Here is a 23,373-nt window from a genome sequence, read left to right as displayed (position 1 = left end):
CAAAGTCAACGGCGCGGGTGGGGCGGGGCGGCGCGAACCCGCCTGCCGGTCTGGCCGGCGCGAACCCGGATCAGTTGGACGCGAGCCGTCCGCCATTCACCGCCCGGAACCAGTCGCGCAGAACGGCGCGTTCCTCCGGCTCGATGAAGCTGACATTGGCGGGCGGCATGGCGTCGGTCAGCCCGGCCTGCAGGTAGATCTCGCGTGCGGCGCGGGCGATCTGGGCGTCGGTCTCGAACGCGAAGCCCTTGGGCGCGGCGGCGATGCCGGGCCAGCCCGGCTCGGCCGCGTGGCACATCGAGCAGCGGCCCATCACGATGTCGCGCACCTGCTCGAAATGCGGATCGGCGGCGAAGCGCGCCTCGCGGGCCGTCAGCCGCGTTTCCTCATCCGGCAGGCGCTGGGTGCCGAGCGTGGACAGCCACACGCAGGCGAGGAACAGCAGCGCCGTGACGCCCCATGTCCACCACGGCCATTTGCGGCGCGCATGCATGGTGTTGAAGAAATGCCGGATGGTGACGCCCATCAGGAACACCAGCGCCGCGATCAGCCAGTTGTATTCGCTGGCGAAGGCGAGCGGGTAGTGGTTCGACAGCATCAGGAAGATGACCGGCAGCGTCAGGTAGTTGTTGTGGGTGCTGCGGAGCTTGGCGATCTTGCCGTATTTCGGGTCCGGCTTGCGGCCCGTCTTCAGGTCCTGCACCACGATCCGCTGGTTCGGCATGATGATGAAGAAGACGTTGGCCGACATGATCGTCGCCGTGAACGCACCCAGATGCAGCAGCGCGGCGCGGCCCGTGAACACCTGGTTGTAGCCCCACGCCATCACCACCAGCAGCACGAACAGCAGCAGCATCAGCTGGATCGGCCGCTCGGCCAGCCCGCTTTTGCAGAGTCGGTCATAGATCAGCCAGCCGATGCTGAGCGACGCGGCCGAGATCAGGATCGCCGCCCAGACCGACAGTTCCATCTTGGCCGGGTCGATCAGGAACAGCTCGGCCTGCGCCCAGTAGAGCACCATCAGCAGCGCCGCTCCGGAAAGCCAGGTGGAATAGCTTTCCCACTTGAACCAGGTCAGATGCTCGGGCAGCCGGGCCGGGGCGACCAGATACTTGGTGATGTGGTAGAAGCCGCCGCCGTGGACCTGCCATTCCTCGCCATGCGCCCCTCCTGGCAGGCCGGGGGCCTTCTGCAGCGCAAGGTCCAGCGCGATGAAGTAGAAGGACGAGCCGATCCACGCGATGGCCGTGATGACATGCACCCAGCGGATTGCGAAGGCGGCCCAGTCGTGAAGGATGACGAGGTCCATCAGCTTCCCCGATAGGTCGAATAGCCATAGGGCGAGATCAGCAGCGGGACGTGGTAGTGATCGTCCTCACCCATGCCGAAGCGGATCGGCACCTCGTCCAGAAACCGCGGCTGTCCGCCTTGCGCACCTTGGGCGTCCAGCCATTCGCCGACATGGAACACCAGCTCATAGCGGCCCGCGGCGAAGCGGTCCTGCGGCAGGATCGGCCCGTCGGTGCGGCCGTCGTCGTTGGTCGTGACCTCGGCCAGCGCGCGGCGCGCGCCGTCCAGCGCGTGAAGCGTGATCCGCATTCCCGCCGCCGGGCGCCCGTTCGCCGTGTCCAGCACATGGGTCGTCAGATAGCCCGCCATGCGTCCTCCCCCTTGTCCGTTGCTTTTCGCCATCCTTAGCCCAGACGGGCCGCGCGACGATAGGCGGGACCGGCCCGGATGCAGTTTATAACTTTGCGAAAGACTGGCATGGTCGCCCCGACCGCGAAAAGGCCGACCGCGAAAGGACCGCCCGTGACCCGCACCCTCACCGCCCGCCCGCTCGACCCCAAAGCCTTCGCCCCGTTCGGCGAGGTGATCGCCGCCGAAGGGCCGCCCGACCGGATCATCAACGCAGGCCGCTGCGGGCGATTCCACGACCGCGCGCGGCTGGATGTGGACGGACGGGCGGGGATCTCGGTCTTTAGGTCGGAGTCGGTGACGCTGCCTCATGCGTTCTCGCTGGTCGAGCGGCATCCGCTGGGCAGTCAGGCGTTCCTGCCGATGACGCAGAGCCCGTTTCTGGTCATCGTCGCGCCGGATGAGGGCGGCAGGCCGGGAACGCCCGTCGCATTCGTGTCCGCGCCGGGGCAGGGGGTGAATATCGGCCGCAATGTCTGGCACGGGGTGCTGACGCCGCTGGCCGATCCGGGGCTGTTCGCCGTGGTGGACCGCTGCGCCGAGGGACCGAATCTGGAGGAATACACCTACGATCAGCCGTGGACGGTGGTGCCGGGCTGACCGCCCAGGAGCCTGCGGATTGACGTTTTCCGGCTCAGGGGGCAAGACCGCGCGAGGATTTTGCATGGGGAACGCCGAGATGTCGCACTTCACCCGCCGCGGCGCGATCGCCGCATTCGCCGCCGCCGCGACCCTCGCGGGCGCGGCTTACGCGCAGGACGCTGACTGGCCGACCGGCCCGGTGCGCGTCGTCGTCGGCTTCCCCGCCGGATCGTCGCCCGACACGCTGACCCGCCTCATCACCGAGCCGTTGGCCAAACGCCTCGGCCAGCCGGTGGTGGTGGACAACAAGCCCGGCGCGGGCGGGGTCATCGGCGTGCAGACAATGCTGATGGGCAATGACGGCCATACCTTCGCCACCACGATCAACGGGCCGCTGACGACCTCGCAGCGGCTGGTGCCGAACCTCTCCTACGATCCGGCGACGGACGTGGCGCCGGTGGCGCTGATCGCGACCAGCCCGCTGGTGCTGGCGGTCAACGCCGAATCGCCCGCGCAGGATCTGGCGGGCTTCGTGGATCTGGCGAAGGCCGAGCCGGGCGCGCTGACCTATGGCTCGGTCGGGCAGGGCTCGGGCGCGCATCTGACGGCGGAGCTGTTCGCCAGCGCGGCCGGCGTCGAGATGCTGCACATCCCCTTCACCAGCTACGCCGAGGTCACGACCTCGATCGTCGGCGGCGAGATCGACTCCGGCTTCATGGCCCCGTCCGCCGCGCTGCCGCAGGTGCAGGCGGGCGCGCTGCGCCTGCTGGGCGTAACCTCGCCCGAGCCGTCCGCCGTCGCGCCTGACGTTCCGGTGATGGCGGGGCAGGCGGGCCTGCCGGCGGATTTCCAGGCCGAACTGTGGAACGCCTTCATCGCCCCCGCCGGCACCGATCCGGCGATCATCGAGCGCTTGAACACCGAGATCAACGAGATCCTTCAGGACCCCGCCGTGACCGAGCCGCTGCTGGCGATGGGCTGGCAGGCCCAGCCCGGCACGCCCGAGGAACTGGCGACCCGCATCGAGGCCGACACCGCCATGTGGGGCGGGGTCATCGACCGGGTCGGCGCGGCGGCGAACTGAGCCGACCGGCGCGATGCAGCGGGACCATCACGACCTCTGGGGCGGCCTGACGCTGGCCGCCGCGGGCCTTGGCGTCGCCGTCTGGTCAGGGGTGCATTACGACTTCGGCGCGCTCCGCGCGATGGGGCCGGGGTTCTTCCCGACGATTCTGGGGGCGCTGCTGGCGGTTCTGGGGCTGCTGGTCGCGATCCCCGCGTGGACCCGCGCGGGCGTCCCGAGCCCGATCCACTGGCCCGAGGCCTTGGCGGTGCTGGGCGCGATCGTGCTGTTCGGCTTCGGCATGCACCGGCTGGGGCTGGTGCTGACGACTGCGCTGGCCGTGCTGCTGGCAAGCTGGCCGGCCGAGCGGCCCGGCTGGGTCTGGCGGCTGGCGCTGTGCGCGGCGGTCACGGCGCTGGTCTGGCTGGTCTTCGGGGTCGGGCTGAAGATGTCGATCCCGCTCTGGCCGCAGCTTTCGCGACTGGGGATCGGCTGAGATGGGCGCCTGGGAAGGGCTGCTCTACGGGCTGGGCGTCGCCCTCCAGCCGGAGATCATGCTTTACTGCCTCATCGGCGTGGTGCTGGGCACTCTCATCGGCGTGCTGCCGGGGATCGGGGCGATGGCGGCGATCTCGCTGCTGCTGCCGATCACCTATTACATCACGCCGGAAGCCGCGCTGGTGATGCTGGCCGGGGTCTATTACGGCTCGCAATACGGCGGCGCGGTGTCCTCGATCCTGCTGCGGCTGCCGGGAACGCCGCAGTCGGCGGTGACGGCGCTCGACGGCTATCCGATGGCGCGGCAGGGGCGGGCGGGACAGGCACTGTTCGCGTCGATGGTGTCCAGCTTCGTCGGCTCGATCCTCGGGATCGTGGTGCTGGTGCTGCTGGCAAGCTGGCTGGGGCGGGTGGCAACCCAGTTCGGTGCGGCGGATTACGCGGCGATGATGATCCTGGGGCTGGTCGCAGCATCCACCATCGGCGGGGGTGCGCCGGCCAAGAGCTTTGCGATGGTGGTGCTGGGGCTGATCCTCGGCACCGTTGGAACAGACGTGAACAGCGGCGTGCAGCGGCTGACCTTCGGGTCCACGCAGCTGATGGACGGGGTGAACCTCGTGGCGCTGGCGATGGGGCTGTTCGGGGTGGCCGAGGTGATCGGCAACATCCGCGGCAGCGATCACGGCTCGCCCGACAAGGTGACGTTCGCGCAGATGAAGCCGACCCGCGACGATTCGCGGCGCATGGTGATGCCGACGCTGCGCGGCTCGGCCCTCGGCAGCTTCTTCGGCTCGCTCCCCGGCACCGGGTCCACGATTTCATCGTTCCTCAGCTACGCGATGGAACGCCGCGTCGCCCGCCAGCCGGAACGCTTCGGCAGCGGCGCAATCGAGGGCGTGGCTGGCCCCGAGGCCGCCAACAACGCCGCCGCCATCACCGCTTTCGTGCCGACCCTGACGCTGGGTATCCCCGGCGATCCGATCATGGCGCTGATGCTGGGCGCGTTGGTGATCCACGGAGTCCAGCCCGGTCCGATGATGCTGGAGGCGCGGCCCGAGATGTTCTGGGGCCTCGTCGTCAGCTTCGGCATCGGCAACCTGCTGCTGCTGATCCTGAACCTGCCGCTGATCGGGATCTGGGTTTCGCTGCTGCGGCTGCCGTTCCGCTGGCTTTATCCGGCGATCATCGTGTTCGTCTGCCTCGGCGTCTATTCCGTGCGCGGCAGCAGCTTCGACGTGCTGGCGGTCGCAATGATCGGGGCGGTCGGCTATCTGCTGGCGCTGGCCCGGTTCAGCCCGGCGCTGCTGCTGCTGGGCTTCGTCCTCGGCCCGCTGATCGAGACGAACCTGCGCCGCGCCATGCTGATCTCGCGCGGGGACCCGATGGTGTTCCTCGAACGGCCGATCGCGGCGGGTTTCATCCTAGCGAGCGCGGCGCTGATCCTGTGGTCGGTCTGGGGAGCGGTGCGCTCGGCCCGGCGCAGGTCGGCAACGCGGTGAGATCAAGCGAAATGCGCAGCCCCGAAGGGCTGCGCACGAGGGTCGGGAGAAGACCCTGCCCAATCCGCACCCGTCGCCGCCGTCACGAGGTAACCAGCGACAAAAAAACAAACATGGCGGTCGGTGCGGACCAGCCGGGTCTTGCAGTTGCGCGGCGAATCTGCGCCGCGACGCCCCGATCCTCTTCAGGGGACCGCCGGGGACGGGGCGAGCCGTCCGGCGACCGTCGATCCTGTCGCGACCCGGCCGGCGCCAGCGCCGGATTCGCTCCGGCAGACGGATGGCGCGTAACCTGCCGTTGCACGGCGATGGGTCGCAGTTGATCTTGTATAGTTATCGATCAATTGCCGCGCGAAGTGCTTGCATTTATTCCGGGCTGGCGCAGGCTGATTGCGAGAAGTTCGCATAAGTATGTGGTTGCATGACGCTCGCTGATCTCGACTCGTTCGACGTGGCACTTCTGATCGCGCTGCAGCGGGACGGCGCGATGACGGCTGCGGCCCTGTCGCAGGTGGTGAATCTGTCCCCCAGCCAATGCGCCCGCCGCCGCGCGGCGCTCGAGGCTTCCGGCGTGATCCAGGGATACAACGCGCGCCTGAACCCCATCGCGCTCGGCCTCGGGTTGCGGGCGATGGTGCGGATCAACCTGCGCCGCGACGGCCCGGACAGCGACGAGGAGTTCATGCGCTTCGTCGATGGGCTGCCACAGGTGGAATCGGCGTTCTCGGTCGCGGGCGATGCCGATTATGTGCTGGACGTGCGTTTCCGCGACATGGAATCCTTCGGCAGCTTCGTCCACGAGACGCTGCTGTCGCATCCGCGGGTCAGTCAGGTCCGTGCGGACGTGGTGATGCGGACGCTGAAGGATCGCGCCGCGCTGGACCTTCGCGGCAACGGAAGATAGGGGAACGGGCATCGCCGAACTGGGGGCCCGCATGACCCGAACCATCACGCCGCGCCGCGCGCTGATCTCCGTCTCCGACAAGACCGGGCTGGAGGATTTCGCCCGCGAGCTTTCGCGCCGTGGCATCGACCTGCTGTCCACCGGCGGCACCGCCGCCGCGCTGCGGGGCGCGGGGCTGGACGTGCGCGACGTGGCCGACCTGACCGGCTTTCCCGAGATGATGGACGGCCGGGTCAAGACGCTGCATCCCAAGGTCCATGGCGGCCTGCTGGCGCTGCGCGACGACCCCGCGCACCGGGCCAGCATGGACGAGCACGGGATCGAGGAGATCGACCTGCTGATCGTCAACCTCTATCCGTTCGAGGCGACGGTGGCGAAGGGCGCGGGATATGACGACTGCGTCGAGAACATCGACATCGGCGGCCCGGCGATGATCCGCGCGGCGGCCAAGAACCACGCCTTCGTCACCACCATCGTCGATGTTCAGGACTACGCGGCCCTGCTGGCCGAACTCGACACGAACGCTGGCGCTGTGACCTGGGCCTTCCGTCAGCGCATGGCGCAGGCGGCCTATGCCCGCACGGCGGCCTATGACGCGGCGGTGTCCACCTGGATGGCGGGCGCAATCGGTGAGCAGACCCCGCGCCGCCGCGTCTTCGCCGGAACGCTGGCCCAGCCCTTGCGCTATGGCGAGAACCCGCATCAGCGGGCCGCGTTCTATACCGACGGCTCCACCCGCCCCGGCGTCGCCACGGCGCGGCAGTGGCAGGGCAAGGAGCTGTCCTACAACAACATCAACGACACCGATGCGGCGTTCGAGCTGGTGGCCGAGTTCGCCGAAGGCCCGGCGGTCGCGATCATCAAGCACGCCAATCCCTGCGGCGTCGCGCAAGGCGATTCGTTCGAGGCGGCCTATCGCCGCGCCTATGACTGCGACCGCACCTCGGCCTTCGGCGGGATCGTGGCACTGAACGGCACGCTGGACGAGGCGACCGCCCGCGCCATCACCGAGATCTTCACCGAGGTCGTGATCGCCCCCGATGCGACCGACACAGCGCGCGCGGTCTTTGCGGCCAAGAAGAACCTGCGCCTGCTGACCACCGGCGGGCTGCCCGATCCGCGCGCCGGCGGGCTGGCCTTCCGGCAGGTGGCGGGCGGCTTCCTCGTGCAGGACCGCGACTCGGGGCATGTCGCCCGCGCCGACCTGAAGGTCGTGACCAAGCGCCAGCCGGATGCGGCGGAGCTGGACGACCTGCTGTTCGCCTGGACCGTCGCCAAGCACGTCAAGTCCAACGCCATCGTCTATGCGAAGGGCCGCGCAACCGTGGGTATCGGCGCCGGGCAGATGAGCCGGGTCGATTCCACCCGCATCGGCCGCCGCAAGTCCGAGGACATGGCCGAGGCGCTCGGCCTTGCCGCGCCGCTGACCGAAGGGGCGGCGGTTGCCTCGGACGCGTTCTTCCCCTTTGCGGACGGGATCGAGGCGCTTGCCGCCGCGGGCGCGCGGGCGGTGATCCAGCCCGGCGGGTCGATGCGCGACGCCGAGGTGATCGCGGCCGCCGACCGGCTGGGCCTTGCGATGGTGTTCACCGGCCAGCGGCATTTCCGGCACTGACGGGCCAGATCACGCATGACCGACAGCGACGACACAGCCCACGCCGCACCGAAGGAGCCTGCACCGCAGGCCACCCCGCCCAAGGAAGGGCCGCCGAAGGAGCCGAAACCCCGCAAGCCGCGGGCGACGACGCAAAAAAAAACCGCAGGCAGCGCCCCCGCCCGCAAGACGGGCGGCAGGGGCTCGCGCAAGGCCCCGCCACCGCCGCAGGGAACGGCGCTGCGGGCAGCGCTGATCGTCGCAGCCGTCATCATCGCCATCGACCAGCTGACGAAATACATCGTCGTCCACGCGCTGAACCTGAAGGTGATCCAGGAGCTCACCGTCTGGGAGCCCTGGCTGAACTTGCGGATGGCCTGGAATCAGGGCGTCAACTTCGGGCTGTTCAGCTCGGACGTGGAGGTGATGCGCTGGGTGCTGATCGCCGTCGCGCTCGCCGTCTGCCTGTGGGTTGCGGTCTGGCTGTGGCGGGCGCGGCCGGGGCGCTTGGCGCGGATCGCATCCGGCCTGCTGATCGGCGGGGCTTTGGGCAATGTCATCGACCGCGTGGCCTATGGCGCGGTGGCGGATTTCCTGAACATGTCGCTGCCCGGCTGGCGTAACCCCTACAGCTTCAACGTGGCCGACATCGCCATCTTCGCGGGGGCGCTGGGGCTCGTATTCCTGCCGGCGCGCGAGATCGAGCCCGACAAGACCCGTGACGGGCGGCGCAAGACGCGCTAAACCCTCCCCGACAAGGAACCGGAGAGTGACATGCGGGCAATCGTGCTGAGCCTATCCGTGGTCGTGCTGGCCGCATGTTCGGGCGACGGAAGGCTGATGAACCTGACCAGCGGCAACGGGCCGGACGAGTTCGCGATCGTCCCGACAAAGACGCTGCAGATGCCCCCCGACCTGAACCAGCTTCCCCCGCCGACCCCCGGCGGCGGCAACATCACCGACCCCACGCCGGAAGCGGATGCGGTGGCGGCGCTCGGCGGCAACCCGGCGCAGCTTGCCGCGCAGGGGATCGGACCGGGCGACGCGGCGCTGATCGCCTATGCCGGGCGCGGCGGCGTGCAGCCGGGCATCCGCGAGATGACGGCGGTCGAGGACGCGGAATACCGTTCGCAGCACCGCCGCCGCCCGCTGGAGGTGCTGGCACGGACCAACGTCTATTACCGCGCCTACGAGCCGCAGACGCTGGACAGCTGGGCCGAGCTGGAACGCTGGCGCCCGACCGGCGTGCAGACCCCCTCGGCGCCGCCGCAAGGGCAGGCGACCGCCCGCGGCCGGGTGCTGCCGACGCGCTCTGCTCCCGTGGAAGACCGGATGTCCGACTGACGGGGGTCACCCTCGCCCTTCCGGGGCGGACCCTCTGACACGCCGCGGCCCGTCGGGGTGGCCGGACGCTGGCCGGTTCTGAGGCTTGCAAACCTTGACAGCGGCTCCCGCCCGCCGTAAGCGAGCCCCGTTCCGCCCGCCTTTCCGGCCGCGCGGGGCCGAGTTGTCCGCGACCTTGTAAAACGGAAATTCCCATGCCCGTCCTTCTGCCCGCCATTCTGGCGATGGCATCCGTCGTCGTTGCCTCCAACATCCTCGTCCAGTTCATGCTGGGCGACTGGCTGACCTGGGGCGCGATGACCTATCCCTTTGCCTTCCTCGTCACCGACATCACCAACCGCGTCCACGGCGCCCCCGCCGCCCGCAAGGTGGTGATCGCGGGGTTTTCGGTCGGGCTGCTCTGTTCGCTGATCGCCGCCGGGCTGGACGCGACCACGCTGCGGATCGCCTGCGGCTCCGGCGCCGCGTTCCTGGCCGCGCAGATGCTGGACGTGGCCGTGTTCGACCGCCTGCGCCACGGCAGCTGGTGGAAGGCGCCGTTCCTGTCCTCGCTGATCGGCGCGGCGCTGGACACGCTGCTGTTCTTCACCATCGCCTTCGCCGCGTTCCTGCCCGTGGACGCGAATACCGGCTGGGCGAACGAGGCCGTGCCGCTGCTCGGGGTCGGGCCGCTCGCGCCCGTCTGGATGTCGCTCGGAGTCGCGGACTGGCTGGTCAAGATCGCGCTCGCACTACTTGCGCTTGTGCCCTTCCGGTTCGCCGTCCGCAAAATACTGTCCCGCCCCACGTGAATTTGCGTTGACTAACGGATCAGCTGTGGCAGGCTTGGGTCAGCGTCAACGCAGTGAAAGGAGGTGGTCCAGTGTCGAGAGTGATGTTGGAGAGAGGTGTCGGAACAGTCAGGGGAAGGACCGCCTGAGGGCAGCCCCAAGGGTGACAACCCCTGCCTGGGACCGGATTCGTTCCGTCCCTAACCGGACCATCTTCCCGGATCTCGCGGGCCGCTCCCAAGGGGCGGCCCGTTCGGTTTTTCGGCCCCTCGGGCAGCCGCGCGACCGACGGCAGGGTAGCCGCGATGCTCATGCCGCAGAACGGCCGCCATGCCCCCCGGTCGTTTATCTGCGGAGGGGGCATCTGCACGTCGGTCCGCGACGGCACCCCGATCATCATCAATCCCTGACGACTCCGCCGAAGCGAGCCTGGGCATCTTCTGTCCAGAAATATCTCGGGGGCTCGGGGGCTGGCCCCCGAAGCGGCCCCTTAAAGGTAACCCCCGGAACCTCCGGTTGCTCCATGCCCACGGCCATTGAGGCGTCGGCGCTGGGGATCATCTTCGGGGCTGACTGCTTGGGCCGGATGCCGCTTTCGGGCCGCGCGATCCATGTGGATGCGGCGCAATCACCGGCTTGCGGGCAGGAGATGGCGACGGGCGATCCAGTCTGCCCCGACAGCCTGCGCCGGCCACCCGAACGAAAAAGCCCGGCCGCATCGCTGCAGCCGGGCCTCGAAGTCATTGGCTCGAGCCGATCAGATCCGCTCGATGGCGATGGCGATGCCCTGGCCGCCGCCGATGCACATGGTGATCAGCGCCTTCTTTCCGTCGATCCGGTCCAGCTCATACATCGCCTTCACGGTCAGGATGGCGCCGGTCGCGCCGACCGGGTGGCCGAGGGCGATGGCGCCGCCGTTCGGGTTCACCTTGGCCGGGTCCATGCCCAGTTCCTTGCCGACGGCGAGCGCCTGCGCGGCGAAGGCCTCGTTCGATTCGATCACGTCGAAGTCGCCGATCGACAGGCCGGTCTGCTCCATCAGCTTGCGGACGGCCGGGATCGGGCCGTTGCCCATGACGCGCGCCGGGACGCCCGCGACGGCATAGCCGAGGATGCGCGCCTTCGGCTTCAGGCCGGCCGCCTCGGCGGCTTCGGCCCGCGCCAGCACCAGCGCCGCCGCGCCGTCGTTGATGCCGCTGGCGTTGCCGGCCGTGACGCTGCCGCCGTCCTTCTTGAAGGCGGGGCGCAGGCCGGCGAGCTTCTCGGCGCTGGTGGCCTTGGGATGCTCGTCGGTGTCGAAGGTCACGGTGCCCTTGCGGGTCTTGATCTCGACGGGGACGATCTGCTCCTTGAAGCGGCCTTCCTCGATCGCGCGGGCGGCGCGGTTCTGGCTTTCCAGCGCGAAGGCGTCCTGGTCCTCGCGGGTGACGCTGGCCTCGCTGGCCACGTTCTCGGCGGTGATGCCCATGTGGCCGGTGCCCATCGGGCAGGTCAGCGCGCCGACCATCATGTCAACGGCGGACTGGTCGCCCATCTTGGCGCCGTGGCGCATCGAGGGGAGGATGTAGGGGCCGCGGCTCATCGATTCCGCGCCGCCGGCTATGGCGAAGTCGGCATCGCCCAGCATCAGCGCCTGCGCCGCCGACACGATCGCCTGCGCGCCCGAGCCGCAGAGCCGGTTGACGTTCATCGCCGGGGTCGCGTCGGGAATGCCCGCGTTCAGCATCGCCACGCGGCCCAGATACATGTCGCGCGGCTCGGTGTTGATGACATGGCCGAAGACGACCGTGCCGATCTGGTCGGGCTGGACTCCGGCGCGTTCCATCGCGGCCCTGGTGACGGTCGTCGCGAGGTCGATGGGCGCGACGCTTGCGAGGCTGCCGCCGAAGCCGCCGATGGCGGTCCGGGCGCCGGACAGGATGACGATCTCGTTCTCGGCCATGTCTGGTCCTTTCGAAGATGGGTGGCTTGGGCCAACCCTAGACGCAGCGGCGGGCTTGGGAAAGTCCGATGATGCCGCAGGGCAGCAAAAGCGGAACTCCGCCTCCTGACGCATTCCTGATTTCCCTGAAGCGCGGAATCGCCCTACATTCGCCGTCAAAAAAGACGACCAAGAAAAAAATACGAGGCGGCAGATGAACAGGTATCTGAAACTGGGGATCATTCTCCTGGTGGCGTCGTGCGGCGGGGGCGGAGGCGGCAAGGCGCCGCGCAATCTCGACAACGCCTGCGCGCTGGTCGCGGAACGGCCGGCCTATCTGCAGGCGATGCGCCAGGCCGAACGGCGTTGGGGCGTGCCGGTGCATGTGCAGATGGCGACGATCCACCAGGAATCGCGATTCGTGGGGAACGCCCGCACCCCGCATCAGTTCGCGCTGGGGATCATCCCGCTGGGGCGGCAAAGCTCGGCCTACGGCTATTCGCAGGCGCTGGACGGCACGTGGGAGGAATATCTCAAATCCACCGGCAAGCGCCGCGCCCGCCGCGACAACATCCGGGACGCGACCGACTTCATGGGCTGGTACATGAACGGCACGACGCGCAGCCTTGGCGTCCCGCCTCACGACGCGCGCAGCCAGTATCTCGCCTATCACGAGGGGCGGACCGGCTTCGCGCGGGGGTCCTATAACAACAAGGCGTGGCTGGTGACGGTCGCCGACAATGTGGGCAGCCGGTCCGAGCGTTACCGCCAGCAGCTCGCCTCCTGCCGGAGGCGGTGACGGAAAGGGCCAACGCCTCGATGGCCGTGGCATGGCTCAGCCGGAGGTTCCGGCGTTCCTTTCAGGGCCGGTTCGGGGGCCAGCCCCCGGGCCCCCGGGATATTTCCGGACAGAAGATGCCCTGCGTCGCTTCGGCGGGGTAGTGAGGGATCGAGATGCCCCGCCGACAGGCTGACGGGGCCCCTTTCGCTTACTGGATGATGAAGCGCGAGGAGGGGATGCTCACGCCCGTCTGCATCTCGCCCAGGATGACGGTGGTCTTCTTGCCCGCGTCGTCGGTCACGACCCACTGGCGCAGCTGCGTCGGGTTGGCGGTGAACACCAGCTGAATGTTGCCGTATTGCGGGTTCGCGGGGTCCTGAGCGGTGACGACCGTGGTGTTCTTCTGCTCGGAATGGCCCGTCACCATGTTGGCGCGGCCGAGATTGATGTTGTCGGCCAGGATGATCGACAGCGGCGTGCGTGACAGCGGGTATTGCTGCGGACGGCCCGAGTTCGACTTGCCGTCATAGACCGCGACCTGTCCCGCCGAGGCCAGCACCAGCGTATCGTCGCCGTTATACTCGAACCGCACCCGGTTCGGGCGGTGGATAAACACCTTGCCCGTCGTCACGGACCCGTTCGGGTTGACCTGCGTGAAGTCGGCCACCGCGGTCCTGAACGAGTTCAGGTAGCGCGACAGTTCGTTGAGGGGAATCTTCTCGGCCGCCGCCGGCAAGGCCGAGGCGAGGGCGAAGACGACGGCGAAGGCGGGCGCAAGTGCGAGCGAGCGAAGGTTCATGGATAGGATCATACCGCCTGGTCAAAGGGTTGCACGTCACGAAACCGGGACGGCCCGGCCCTGAACGCTCGCGCGCATGTGAGGGTTCCGAGCGGAGGATTGCCGCGGGCGGTTACAGCGGGCGCCCGGTCAGCAGCCGCGGCATCGGGTCCATCGTCAGCCCCGCCGCCTGCCGCATGAAGCGGCGGCGCAGCGGGCCGACCGCGGTGATCGCGCCCATGCCGAGGCCGCGCGCCGTCCGCAGCAGCGGGTTTCCGTTCGAGAACAGCCGGTTCACCCCGTCCATCCCAAGCCCCAGCGCGGTCCCGTCGAAGCGCCGCCAGCGCTGATAGCGGGCCAGCACGTCCGGGGCCCCGATATCCTCGCCGCGCCGCCATGCCGCCACCAGCACCTCGGCGAGCGCCGCGACGTCGCGCAGCCCGAGATTGAGGCCCTGCCCCGCGACGGGGTGGACGCCATGCGCCGAATCGCCCGCCAGCGCGACGCGCGGGGCGACGTAGTCATGGGCGATGCTGAGGCTCAGCGGATAGGTGAAGCGCGGGCCGGTCAGGCGCAGATCGCCCCGGAAATCCCCGAAGCGGGGGCGGACGACGTCGAGGAAGGCCGCGTCGTCCAGCGCGGCGATGGCGCGGGCGCGGGCCTCGTCCTCGGACCAGACGATCGAACTGCGGTTGCCGGGCAGCGGCAGGACCGCCAGCGGGCCGGTCGGCATGAAGAACTGATGCGCCTCGCCGTGATGGGGAAGCTCGTGGTCGAGCGCGGCGACCAGCGCCGTCTGGCCATAGCGCCAGCCCGCCCGCCCGATCCCGGCGCGGGTGGCGACGCCCGATTGCCGCCCGTCCGCGCCGACCAGCAGTCGCGCGGTCAGGCGGCGGCCGTCCGAAAGCTGAACCGCGACGCCGCCCGGACCGGCCTCCTGCCCCGTGACCGAGGTGCCGGGGATGTGGGTCACGCGGCCCTGCATCGCCGACATGAGGCCGCGATAGAGGAAGCGGTCCTCCAGCATGTGGCCGAAGGTGCCTTCCTCGATCTCGGCGCTGTCGAAGACCAGCGCGAAGCGGTCCGCGCCTTCGCCGGGGATGCCCTGCGTCGCGATCACCTTGTTGATCGGCTGCGCGTTGGGGGCGAGGTCCTGCCACAGGCCCAAGGCCATCAGCAGCCGCCGCGAGGCCAGCGCCAGCGCATAGGCGCGGCCGTCGAAATCATCCGCCGCGCGGTCACTGGCCGGGCGCGCATCCACCACCGCGACCGACAGCCCCGCCGCCGCCAGCGCCAGCGCCAGCGCCGGCCCGTTCAGCCCGCCGCCGGCGATGATGACGTCGTGATCGTGGCGCATGGGTGGCCTCCTGCTGTCGGCGGCAGCTTACCCGCGGGGCAGGGGAGGGTCCATGCGGCTTCGCCGCAGTTGAAGGGGCGCAGCGCCGCCGCTAGCGTGTCGGAAGGCGGACGGGAAGGAACGGGCATGGACTGGCTGACATCATCGGCGACCGAGCAGGGGCGGGCCATCCTCGCGGGGCTGGTCAGTCCGATGGATCTGGCCGACGGCTATCTGGACGCCATCTCGCGCCACCCCTACGGCAGCCGCATCTATGCCCGCGTCACCGAGGACCGCGCGAAGACCGAGGCGATGGCCGCCCATGACCGCGCCCGCGCCGGGCTGCGGCGGGGGCTGCTGGACGGCGTCGCGCTGAGCTGGAAGGACAATATCGACAGCGCCAATATCGGCACCGAGGGCGGCTCGCGCCTGCTGGACGGGCGCATTCCGACGGCGGATGCCGAGATGCTGGCGGGGGCGTCGTTGCAGGGCCTCGTCTGCCTCGGCAAGACCCACATGACGGAGCTGGCGTTTTCCGGGTTGGGGGTGAACCCCGGCACCGCGACGCCGCCCAACAGCCTCGATCCGGGGCTGTGTCCGGGCGGCTCGTCGTCGGGCGCGGCGGTGTCGGTGGCATTGGGGCTGGCGGCGGCGGCGATCGGGTCGGATACCGGCGGCTCGATCCGTCTGCCGGCGGCGTGGAACAACCTCGTCGGGTTCAAGCCGACCTCCGGCGCGCTGCCGATGGGGGGCGTGCTGCCGCTCTGCACCAGCTTCGACATCGTCGGCCCCATCGCCCGCACGGTCGAGGACTGCGCCGAGATCATGGCCGTCCTGGCGCGGGGCAAGGTCGCCGACCTGCGCGGCGCGGCCGCGCGCGGGCTGCGGCTGCTGGTGCTTGGCGGGTTGCCCTATGCCGACGCGCAGGAGGCCCCGGTGCAGGCGTTCGAGGAGGCGGTCGCCCGCCTCTCCGCCGCCGGCGCCGTCATCACCCATGCCGAGCCGCCCCAGGCCGCGCAGGCGATGGCGCTGGGGACGCCGCTTTACGCGGCCGAGGCGCTCGGCCTCTGGCGCGCGCAGATCGAGGCCGCGCCGGACCTGATGAACCCGGTCACGCTGACCCGCTTCCGCAGCGGCGCGCAGATGTCCGCGCCCGAGTTCGTCGAACGCTGGGCCGACCTGCGCCGGGCGCAGGCGGCATGGGCCGAGGCCGTGAGCGCGTTCGACGCGGTGATCCTGCCGACCGCGCCGATCCTGCCGCCCGACGCAGCACGGGCCGAGGCGGAAGCCGACTATTTCACCCAGCAGAACATGCTGTCCCTGCGGAACACCCGGATCGCCAACGTGCTGGGCCTGCCCTCGGTCAGCGTCCCAACGGGGCGGCCCGCCTGCGGGATCATGCTGATGGGCCGCGCCGGGCAGGACCGGGCGCTGCTGCGCGTCGCCGCCGGGGTCGAGGCGGCGCTGAAACCGTCCGCGTGACGGGCCGGCAGTCTGGACGCAATGGCGTTTTGCCGGTAGTCTCGCCGCAAACGGGGCGAAAACGATCCCGTAAACCCGAGGCAGACATGGCATATCCCGAGCGGTTCTCGAACCTGCCCGATTACGCGTTCCCGCGTCTTCGCCGGCTTCTGGCCGACCTGACCCCGCCTGCGGGCGTCGCGCCCGTCGTGATGACCATCGGCGAGCCGCGCCATGCGATCCCCGATTTCGTTGCGCCCACCGTGGCGAGAACCGTGGGGGAGCTGGCCAAGTATCCCCCCAACGAGGGCACGCCCGAGCTGCTGGCCGCGATCTCGGGCTGGCTGAAGCGCCGCCACGGCATCGAGGTGGGCACGGATCGCATCACCGCCCTGAACGGCACCCGCGAGGGGTTGTTCAACGCCGCGCTGGCGCTGTGCCCGGAAACCAAGAACGGCGGCCAGCCGGCGGTGCTGATCCCCAACCCGTTCTATCAGGTCTATGCCGTCGCCGCTGCCGCGGTGGGCGCACGGCCGGTCTATGTCCCGGCGACCGCCGAGACCGGCCATCTGCCCGATTTCGCCGGTCTGGATGCCGCGACGCTGGACGCCACCGCGATCTGCTACATCTGCTCGCCCGCCAACCCGCAGGGAACGGTGGCGGACCGCGACTATCTTGAGACGTTGATCGCGTTGGCCGAAAAGCACGATTTCCTGATCTTCGCGGACGAGTGCTATTCCGAGATCTGGCGCGACACCCCGCCCACCGGCGCGCTGGCCGTGGCCGAGGCAATGGGTCTGGCGGGCCGCGTGGTGATGTTCAACTCGCTGTCGAAACGCTCGAATCTGCCGGGGCTGCGGGCGGGCTTCGCGGCGGGATCGGCGGAGAATATCGCCCGCTTCCGGGTGCTGCGCAGCTATGCGGGCGCGCCGCTGCCGCTGCCGATGCAGCGGGTGGCGGAAGTCGCCTGGGCCGACGAGGATCACGTCACCGAAAGCCGCGCGCTCTATCAGGAAAAATACGCCATCGCCGACCGCATTCTCGGCAATGTCCCCGGCTATCTGCCGCCAGAAGGCGGGTTCTTCCTGTGGCTCCCGGTGGATGACGGCGAGGCGGCGGCCCGGCGGCTCTGGTCCGAGGCGGGGGTGCAGGTGCTGCCCGGCGCGTATCTGTCGCGCGAGGTGGACGGACGCAACCCCGGCGCCGGCTTCATCCGCGTGGCGCTGGTGGGACCGGCGGGAGAGACCGAAGAGGCGCTCACCCGCATCCGCGATTTGCTCTACGGGGAGGGATGACGCCGATGGCAAGCTGGCAGGCGAAACAACGCAACCCCCTGTTCGACCAGTCCACGCAGGCCGCCCTTGAACGGCGCGGCAAGGAGTTGGCCGGCGCGCTGCTGATCGCCCTCGGCGTGCTGATCGCGATGATGCTGCTGAGCCATTCGCCCGAAGACCCCAGCTTCCAGTCCGCGACCGACGCCCCGGCGCGGAACCTGCTGGGCGGGATCGGCGCCTATGTCTCGTCGGCGCTGTTCATGATCACCGGCTACGGCAGCTACATGCTGTCGGTCGGCGCGATCGGCTGGGGCCTGCGGCTGATCCTGCATCGCGGCGAGGAGCGGCTGATGCGGGCCGTGTTCCTGCCCATCGCGATGGTGCTGGTGTCGGTCTATGCCACCTCGATCGTGCCGCCGCCGGGCTGGACGGAAAGCTTCGGCCTCGGCGGGCATCTGGGCGACATGCTGATGGGCGCGATGCTGGGGCTGGTGCCGCTGAAGGCATCCGTCGCCATCAAGGTCCTCGCGCTGCTGGTGGCGATCGGTGCGGTGGCGTTCACGGCCTTCACGCTGGGCTTTTCCAGGGGAGAGGCCACGGCCATCGGGCGCTTCCTGCTGGACGGGCTGCGGACCGCCTTCGATCTGGCGCGGATCGCGGTCGGGCGCGGCGTGGGCGGCTCGGTCGCCGCCGCGCAGGCGCTGCGCCGCCGCGCGCAGGAGCGTCGGGCAAGGACGGCGGCCGCCGCGGGCGCCGAGGTCGCGCTGCCCGACGAGGACACCGCCCGCCCCCGCGCGGGCCGGCTGCTGGGTCGTTATCGGCTGGGGGCCCCGCCCGAGGAGACGCCGGAGCCCGAGTCGGAACTGGTGGACAACTTCCGCAGCTACGAGGATGACGACGAGGCACCCTCGCAGGACGAGATCAACAGCCGGATCACCGACGCGATCAGCGCCCGGTCGTCGCAGGGCGGCACCCGCGCGGCGCTGTCGGCGCTGACCGCGCGTCTGGGCCGCAACCGCCCCGACGAGGCGGCCGAGCCCGCCGTGCCCGAGCCCTTCGGCGCGGACCGCGAGCGGGTGGTCGTGCCGCCGATGCGCAAGCCCGCGCCCTCGAAACAGGCGCGCAGCGAGGCGCAGCCCGGCCTCGAATTCGACAGCACCGCGCCGCATTACGAACGCCCGCCGCTTGCGCTGCTCGCCTCGCCCTCGACCGTCGAGCGGCACACGCCCAGCGAAGAGGCGCTGATGGAAAACGCCCGGATGCTGGAGGCGGTGCTGGACGATTACGGCGTCAAGGGCCAGATCACCGCCGTCCATCCCGGCCCGGTGGTCACGCTGTATGAGCTGGAGCCCGCGCCGGGGCTGAAGGCCAGCCGGGTGATCGGCCTGTCGGACGACATCGCCCGGTCCATGTCGGCGCTGTCGGCGCGTGTCTCCACGGTGCCGGGGCGGACGGTCATCGGGATCGAACTGCCGAACCAGCGCCGCGAAAAGGTGGTGCTGCGGGAAATCCTCGCTGCGCGCGCCTTCGGGGACTCGTCCATGCCGCTGCCGCTGGCGCTCGGCAAGGACATCGGCGGCGAGCCGGTGGTGGCGAACCTCGCCAAGATGCCGCATCTGCTGATCGCGGGGACCACGGGCTCGGGGAAGTCGGTCGCCATCAACACGATGATCCTCAGCCTGCTCTACAAGCTGACGCCCGAGGAATGCCGGCTCATCATGATCGACCCCAAGATGCTGGAACTCAGCGTCTATGACGGCATCCCGCATCTGCTGTCCCCCGTCGTGACCGACCCCAAGAAGGCCGTCGTGGCCCTCAAATGGGTCGTGTCGGAGATGGAGGAACGCTATCGCAAGATGTCCAAGATGGGCGTGCGCAACATCGAAGGCTATAACGGCCGCGTCCGCGAGGCGCTGGACAAGGGCGAGCTGTTCCGCCGCACCATGCAGACCGGCTTCGACGAGGATACCGGTGAGCCCGTCTTCGAGACCGAGGAGTTCCAGCCCGAAGCCTTCCCCTATATCGTCGTCATCGTGGACGAGATGGCCGACCTGATGATGGTCGCGGGGAAAGAGATCGAGGCCTGCATCCAGCGCCTCGCGCAGATGGCGCGGGCGTCGGGCATCCACATCGTCATGGCGACGCAGCGTCCGTCCGTCGATGTGATCACAGGCACGATCAAGGCCAACTTCCCGACCCGGATCAGCTTTCAGGTCACGTCGAAGATCGACTCGCGCACCATCCTCGGCGAGCAGGGGGCCGAGCAGCTGCTGGGGATGGGCGACATGCTCTACATGGCCGGCGGCAGCCGCATCACCCGCGTTCACGGGCCGTTCGTGTCCGACGAGGAAGTCGAGGAAGTGGTGAACCACCTCAAATCCTTCGGCCCGCCCAGCTACATGTCGGGCGTCGTGGAAGGGCCCGAGGATGACGTCGCCTCGGACATCGACGCGGTGCTGGGCCTCGGCGGCGACAACTCGGACGACCAGCTTTACGACATGGCGGTGGCGATCGTCGCCAAGGACCGCAAATGCTCGACCAGCTACATCCAGCGCAAGCTGGCCATCGGCTACAACAAGGCCGCGCGTCTGGTGGAGCAGATGGAGGATCAGGGCGTCGTCAGCAGCGCCAACCATGTCGGCAAGCGCGAGGTGCTGGTGCCGGAGGTGTGACCGGCGCCGGGGCGGGGCGCTCTCGCGCACATGGTGCTTGGCGCGGCAGCGGTGTGACCCGCCTCTCGCATCTGCAATCCACGGCTCGCAGCCGCGCGCCTCGCCGCTGATTAATGTGAAGCCGCGCGGCACGCCGGAACCCCCGCGCGCGCCCGCGTGTTCCCTGCCTGCCAACGGGGCGGGAGGGTTAATCGTGCATCTGCGCTGCAGCCGATCGGGGCCTTCCCGCTCGCCGGACCGCCAACCCGCCATGTGATCCGCACGGCCGCGCGAGCCTTGGCGCGGGCGTCGCGCCGACTCTCGCCGGACCGCCACCGACAGAGAGGAAGCAAGCGATGACCACCAAGGACGGCAAACCCCTGCCCCCCGCCCAGCTGAAGTCAGCGAACCCCACCGAAGCGGCTTCGTTGCAGAAGGGCTCGAACAGCGACGCGGTCGATGCGGCCTATCGCCAGCAGGTCGGCAAGGGCGGCGAGCCGCAGGAGACCACGACCGACCGCAAGGGCCGCCTCACCACCAATTTCGGCGTGCCGATCAGCGACAACCAGAACAGCCTGAAGGCAGGATCGCGCGGGCCGACGCTGCTGGAAGACTTCGTGCTGCGCGAGAAGATCTTCCACTTCGACCACGAGCGCATCCCGGAACGGATCGTCCATGCCCGCGGCTCGGGCGCGCACGGCACCTTCACCGTGACCCGCGCCATCCCCGAACTGACCCGCGCCGCGCTGTTCCAGAAGAAGGGCAACAGCTGCGACACCTTCACCCGCTTCTCGACCGTGGCGGGGTCGAAGGGGTCCAAGGACACGCCCCGCGACGTGCGCGGCTTCGCCACCAAGCTCTATACCGAGGAAGGCAACTGGGACCTCGTCGCCAACAACTTCGCGCCGTTCTTCATCCAGGACGCGATCAAGTTTCCCGACATCGTCCACGCGGTGAAGCCCGAGCAGGACCGGATGATGCCGCAGGCGGCCTCGGCCCATGACACGTTCTGGGATTTCGTCTCGCTGGTGCCCGAAAACCAGCACATGGTGATGTGGCTGATGTCCGATCGCGCCATCCCCCGCAGCTTCCGCATGATGGAGGGGTTCGGCGTCCACACCTTCCATCTGGTGAACGACCGCGATCAGGTCAGCTTCGTCAAGTTTCACTGGAAGCCCCGCCTTGGGATGCAGTCGCTGCTGTGGGACGAGGCAGTCAAGATTTCCGGTGCCGATCCCGATTTCAACCGCCGCGACCTGTGGGAATCGATCGACCGGGGCGACTATCCCGAATGGGATCTTGGCATTCAGGTGTTCGACGAGAAATTCGCCGCCGCCCAGCCCTATGACGTGCTGGACGCGACCAAGCTGATCCCGGAAGAGGACGTGCCGATCGAGTTCATCGGCACGCTGCAACTGAACCGCAACCCCGACAATTTCTTCGCGGAAACCGAGCAGGTCGCCTTCCTGCCCACCAACGTTCCGCCGGGGATCGACTTCTCCAACGACCCGCTGCTGCAGGGGCGGCTGTTCAGCTATCTCGACACGCAGAAATCGCGGCTGGGGACGACCAACTTCCACCAGATCCCGATCAACGCGCCGCGCTGCCCGATGCGCAACTTCCACCGCGACGGGATGATGCAGACGCAGATCCCCAAGGGCCGCGCGAATTACGAGCCGAACTCGCTGGCCGAGGGGGGCGAGCCGTCCGGCCCGCGCGTCGATGTCGATCACGGCTTCCGCACCATTGCCCTGCTGGACGAGCTGGGCAACGAGCCGACCGCGAAGCTGCGGGTCCGGGCCGAGCGTTTCGCGGACCATTTCACCCAGACGCGGCAGTTCTACCTGTCGCAGAGCGAGGTCGAGCAGGGCCACATCGTCAGCGCCTTCATCTTCGAGCTGTCGAAATGCGAGATGCCGCATATCCGCGAGCGGCAGCTTTCGCAGCTTCTCAATGTCGATGAGGATCTGGCGCGGCGGGTGGCCGCCGGTTTGGGGATGGACCTGCCCAAGGCCGCGCCGGCGGCGAAACCGGCGGTGAAGGTGCCGCCCTCGCCCGAGCTGTCGATCCAGAAGGACAAGCGCACGCCCAAGGGGCGCAAGCTGGGCATCCTCGTGACCGACGGCGCGGACGGCCGGATCGTCGAGGCGCTGAAATCGGCGGCCGAGGCGGCTGGCGCGGCGGTGATGGTCGTCTCGGACAAGGTGGCGGGGCCGAAGCTTGCCAGCGGCAAGCAACTGCCGGCCGACGGGCTGATCGACGGGCAGCCCTCGACCGTCTTCGACGCGGTGGCGGTGGTCGCGTCCGAGGCGGGGTGCCAGCAGCTGATGGGCCACAAGCCGGCGGTGGACTGGGTGTCGGACGCCTTTGCCCATCTCAAGGCCATCGCCGCGACCGACGAGGCGATGCCGCTGCTTCAGAAGGCGAATGTCGAGCCGGACGATTTCGTCATGGCTGCGAGCTCGCCGGATCAGCTGGTCAAGCTGCTCTGCGAACGCAACTGGGCGCGCGAGAAGAAGACCTGGATGCAGCACTGACCCGAAGCGATGCGTTGAAAGGGGGCCGGCGTTCCGCGCCCGCCCCGCTCACCTCCGCCGCCTGCGCGGCCCGCGCGCCGCATAGGCCAGCCCCATCAGCGCGCCCGCCACCGCCCCGCCCAGATGCGCCTGCCAGGCGATCTGCGGCACCATCAGCGCCAGCGCCACGTTCAGCGCGACCAGAACCGCGGCCGAGCGGATCAGCGGCCCCATGGGCTGGTTCCGCCGCCGCAGCGCGACGAAGCCATAGGCGATCAGCGCCCCGGCCAGCCCGAAGACGGCCCCCGACGCCCCCACCATCACCGCCCCGCCGGGCGCGAGCCACGCCTGCGCGAGCGCCGCCGCGATCTGCGAGACGCCATAGACCAGCAGCATCGCGCGGCCTGACATGACGCGGGCAAGCTCCTGCGCCAGTTGCGCCAGCGCCAGCATGTTCATCCCGAGGTGCAGCAGCCCGGCATGAAGGAAGCCGTAGGTGACGAACATGGTGATCGGCTGGCCGGGAAAGAGGCCGTGCCAGCTGTCCAGAAGCTGCGCAAAGAACCCGCCATAGAGGAACGCCACCTGCCGCAGCGCCGGAAAGCCCAGCAGGCCGGCGAGCGTCAGCGCGGCCTCGACCGCGACGCAAAGGCCGATGATGACCCGGAACGGCATGGGCATGGCGGGACACTTTCGGCTGCGG

At 69.3% G+C, this 23,373-nt stretch carries 20 protein-coding genes; 14 read left to right on the top strand and 6 right to left on the bottom strand.

Going from position 1 to position 23,373, the window contains the following annotated elements:
• Positions 1 to 70: 70 nt before the first annotated feature.
• Positions 71 to 1,312: a urate hydroxylase PuuD gene (locus tag KTN05_RS04350; RefSeq protein ID WP_305799894.1), complete on the bottom strand. Its 1,242-nt coding sequence runs from the start codon at positions 1,310 to 1,312 to the stop codon at positions 71 to 73.
• Positions 1,309 to 1,659 carry a hydroxyisourate hydrolase gene (gene uraH / locus KTN05_RS04345; protein ID WP_217328161.1) on the bottom strand — a complete coding sequence of 117 codons (351 nt, stop codon included), beginning with the start codon at positions 1,657 to 1,659 and terminating at the stop codon, positions 1,309 to 1,311. The genes KTN05_RS04350 and uraH overlap by 4 nt, the downstream gene beginning before the upstream one ends.
• A 153-nt stretch (positions 1,660 to 1,812) precedes the next feature.
• Here uraH and KTN05_RS04340 point away from each other — a divergent pair, with 153 nt between their 5' ends.
• From KTN05_RS04340 to KTN05_RS04300, 9 genes are all read left to right on the top strand, one after another.
• Positions 1,813 to 2,298, top strand: a complete 486-nt coding sequence (locus tag KTN05_RS04340; protein ID WP_371823271.1) for an ureidoglycolate lyase — start codon at positions 1,813 to 1,815, stop codon at positions 2,296 to 2,298.
• Between the two features lie 64 nt (positions 2,299 to 2,362).
• Positions 2,363 to 3,364 (top strand): tripartite tricarboxylate transporter substrate binding protein, encoded by a 1,002-nt coding sequence (locus KTN05_RS04335; RefSeq protein WP_217328159.1) that lies wholly within the window; start codon positions 2,363 to 2,365, stop codon positions 3,362 to 3,364.
• 13 nt (positions 3,365 to 3,377) lie between these two features.
• On the top strand, positions 3,378 to 3,839 hold the full coding sequence (locus KTN05_RS04330; protein WP_217328158.1) for a tripartite tricarboxylate transporter TctB family protein: 462 nt from the start codon (positions 3,378 to 3,380) through the stop codon (positions 3,837 to 3,839).
• 1 nt (position 3,840) lies between these two features.
• Positions 3,841 to 5,340: a tripartite tricarboxylate transporter permease gene (locus tag KTN05_RS04325; protein ID WP_217328157.1), complete on the top strand. Its 1,500-nt coding sequence runs from the start codon at positions 3,841 to 3,843 to the stop codon at positions 5,338 to 5,340.
• Positions 5,341 to 5,761: 421 nt separating this feature from the next.
• Positions 5,762 to 6,244, top strand: a complete 483-nt coding sequence (locus tag KTN05_RS04320; RefSeq protein ID WP_217328156.1) for an Lrp/AsnC family transcriptional regulator — start codon at positions 5,762 to 5,764, stop codon at positions 6,242 to 6,244.
• A 31-nt stretch (positions 6,245 to 6,275) separates the two neighbouring features.
• Positions 6,276 to 7,859, top strand: a complete 1,584-nt coding sequence (gene purH / locus KTN05_RS04315) for a bifunctional phosphoribosylaminoimidazolecarboxamide formyltransferase/IMP cyclohydrolase (protein ID WP_217328155.1) — start codon at positions 6,276 to 6,278, stop codon at positions 7,857 to 7,859.
• A gap of 15 nt (positions 7,860 to 7,874) precedes the next feature.
• Positions 7,875 to 8,582: a signal peptidase II gene (lspA, locus tag KTN05_RS04310; RefSeq protein WP_217328154.1), complete on the top strand. Its 708-nt coding sequence runs from the start codon at positions 7,875 to 7,877 to the stop codon at positions 8,580 to 8,582.
• Positions 8,583 to 8,612: 30 nt separating this feature from the next.
• Entirely contained in the window at positions 8,613 to 9,182 is a 570-nt protein-coding gene (locus KTN05_RS04305; protein WP_217328153.1) for a DUF3035 domain-containing protein, read from the top strand.
• 194 nt (positions 9,183 to 9,376) lie between these two features.
• Positions 9,377 to 9,973, top strand: coding sequence for a VUT family protein (locus KTN05_RS04300; protein ID WP_217328152.1), 597 nt, complete (start codon positions 9,377 to 9,379; stop codon positions 9,971 to 9,973).
• Positions 9,974 to 10,709: 736 nt separating this feature from the next.
• On the opposite strand, the gene KTN05_RS04295 is transcribed toward KTN05_RS04300, so the two are convergent.
• Positions 10,710 to 11,894, bottom strand: coding sequence for an acetyl-CoA C-acyltransferase family protein (locus KTN05_RS04295; RefSeq protein WP_217328151.1), 1,185 nt, complete (start codon positions 11,892 to 11,894; stop codon positions 10,710 to 10,712).
• Positions 11,895 to 12,087: 193 nt separating this feature from the next.
• On the opposite strand from KTN05_RS04295, the gene KTN05_RS04290 reads away from it, so the two are divergent.
• Positions 12,088 to 12,672: a lytic transglycosylase gene (locus tag KTN05_RS04290; RefSeq protein WP_217328150.1), complete on the top strand. Its 585-nt coding sequence runs from the start codon at positions 12,088 to 12,090 to the stop codon at positions 12,670 to 12,672.
• 190 nt (positions 12,673 to 12,862) lie between these two features.
• Here KTN05_RS04290 and KTN05_RS04285 read toward each other — a convergent pair whose 3' ends face one another.
• Positions 12,863 to 13,453, bottom strand: a complete 591-nt coding sequence (locus KTN05_RS04285; RefSeq protein ID WP_217328149.1) for an outer membrane lipoprotein carrier protein LolA — start codon at positions 13,451 to 13,453, stop codon at positions 12,863 to 12,865.
• Between the two features lie 112 nt (positions 13,454 to 13,565).
• A complete protein-coding gene (locus tag KTN05_RS04280; RefSeq protein WP_217328148.1) occupies positions 13,566 to 14,789 on the bottom strand; it encodes a UbiH/UbiF/VisC/COQ6 family ubiquinone biosynthesis hydroxylase in 1,224 nt (407 codons plus the stop codon).
• Positions 14,790 to 14,915: 126 nt separating this feature from the next.
• On the opposite strand from KTN05_RS04280, the gene KTN05_RS04275 reads away from it, so the two are divergent.
• The 4 genes from KTN05_RS04275 (at position 14,916) to KTN05_RS04260 (ending at position 22,691) form a co-directional block, all read left to right on the top strand.
• Positions 14,916 to 16,250: an amidase gene (locus KTN05_RS04275; protein ID WP_217328147.1), complete on the top strand. Its 1,335-nt coding sequence runs from the start codon at positions 14,916 to 14,918 to the stop codon at positions 16,248 to 16,250.
• An 86-nt stretch (positions 16,251 to 16,336) separates the two neighbouring features.
• On the top strand, positions 16,337 to 17,524 hold the full coding sequence (locus KTN05_RS04270) for an aminotransferase class I/II-fold pyridoxal phosphate-dependent enzyme (RefSeq protein WP_217328146.1): 1,188 nt from the start codon (positions 16,337 to 16,339) through the stop codon (positions 17,522 to 17,524).
• Between the two features lie 5 nt (positions 17,525 to 17,529).
• Positions 17,530 to 20,175 carry a DNA translocase FtsK gene (locus KTN05_RS04265; protein ID WP_217328145.1) on the top strand — a complete coding sequence of 882 codons (2,646 nt, stop codon included), beginning with the start codon at positions 17,530 to 17,532 and terminating at the stop codon, positions 20,173 to 20,175.
• Between the two features lie 335 nt (positions 20,176 to 20,510).
• Positions 20,511 to 22,691, top strand: a complete 2,181-nt coding sequence (locus KTN05_RS04260; RefSeq protein WP_217328144.1) for a catalase — start codon at positions 20,511 to 20,513, stop codon at positions 22,689 to 22,691.
• A gap of 48 nt (positions 22,692 to 22,739) precedes the next feature.
• Here the strand turns inward: KTN05_RS04260 and KTN05_RS04255 are convergent, their stop codons facing one another.
• Positions 22,740 to 23,351 carry a rhomboid family intramembrane serine protease gene (locus KTN05_RS04255; protein WP_217328143.1) on the bottom strand — a complete coding sequence of 204 codons (612 nt, stop codon included), beginning with the start codon at positions 23,349 to 23,351 and terminating at the stop codon, positions 22,740 to 22,742.
• Between the last annotated feature and the right edge of the window lie 22 nt (positions 23,352 to 23,373).

The sequence above is a fragment of the Paracoccus sp. Z118 genome, from assembly GCF_019061185.1.
GTDB lineage: Bacteria > Pseudomonadota > Alphaproteobacteria > Rhodobacterales > Rhodobacteraceae > Paracoccus.
Note: the sequence above shows the minus strand (reverse complement) of the source record. Positions and strands in the feature narration are given on the sequence as shown.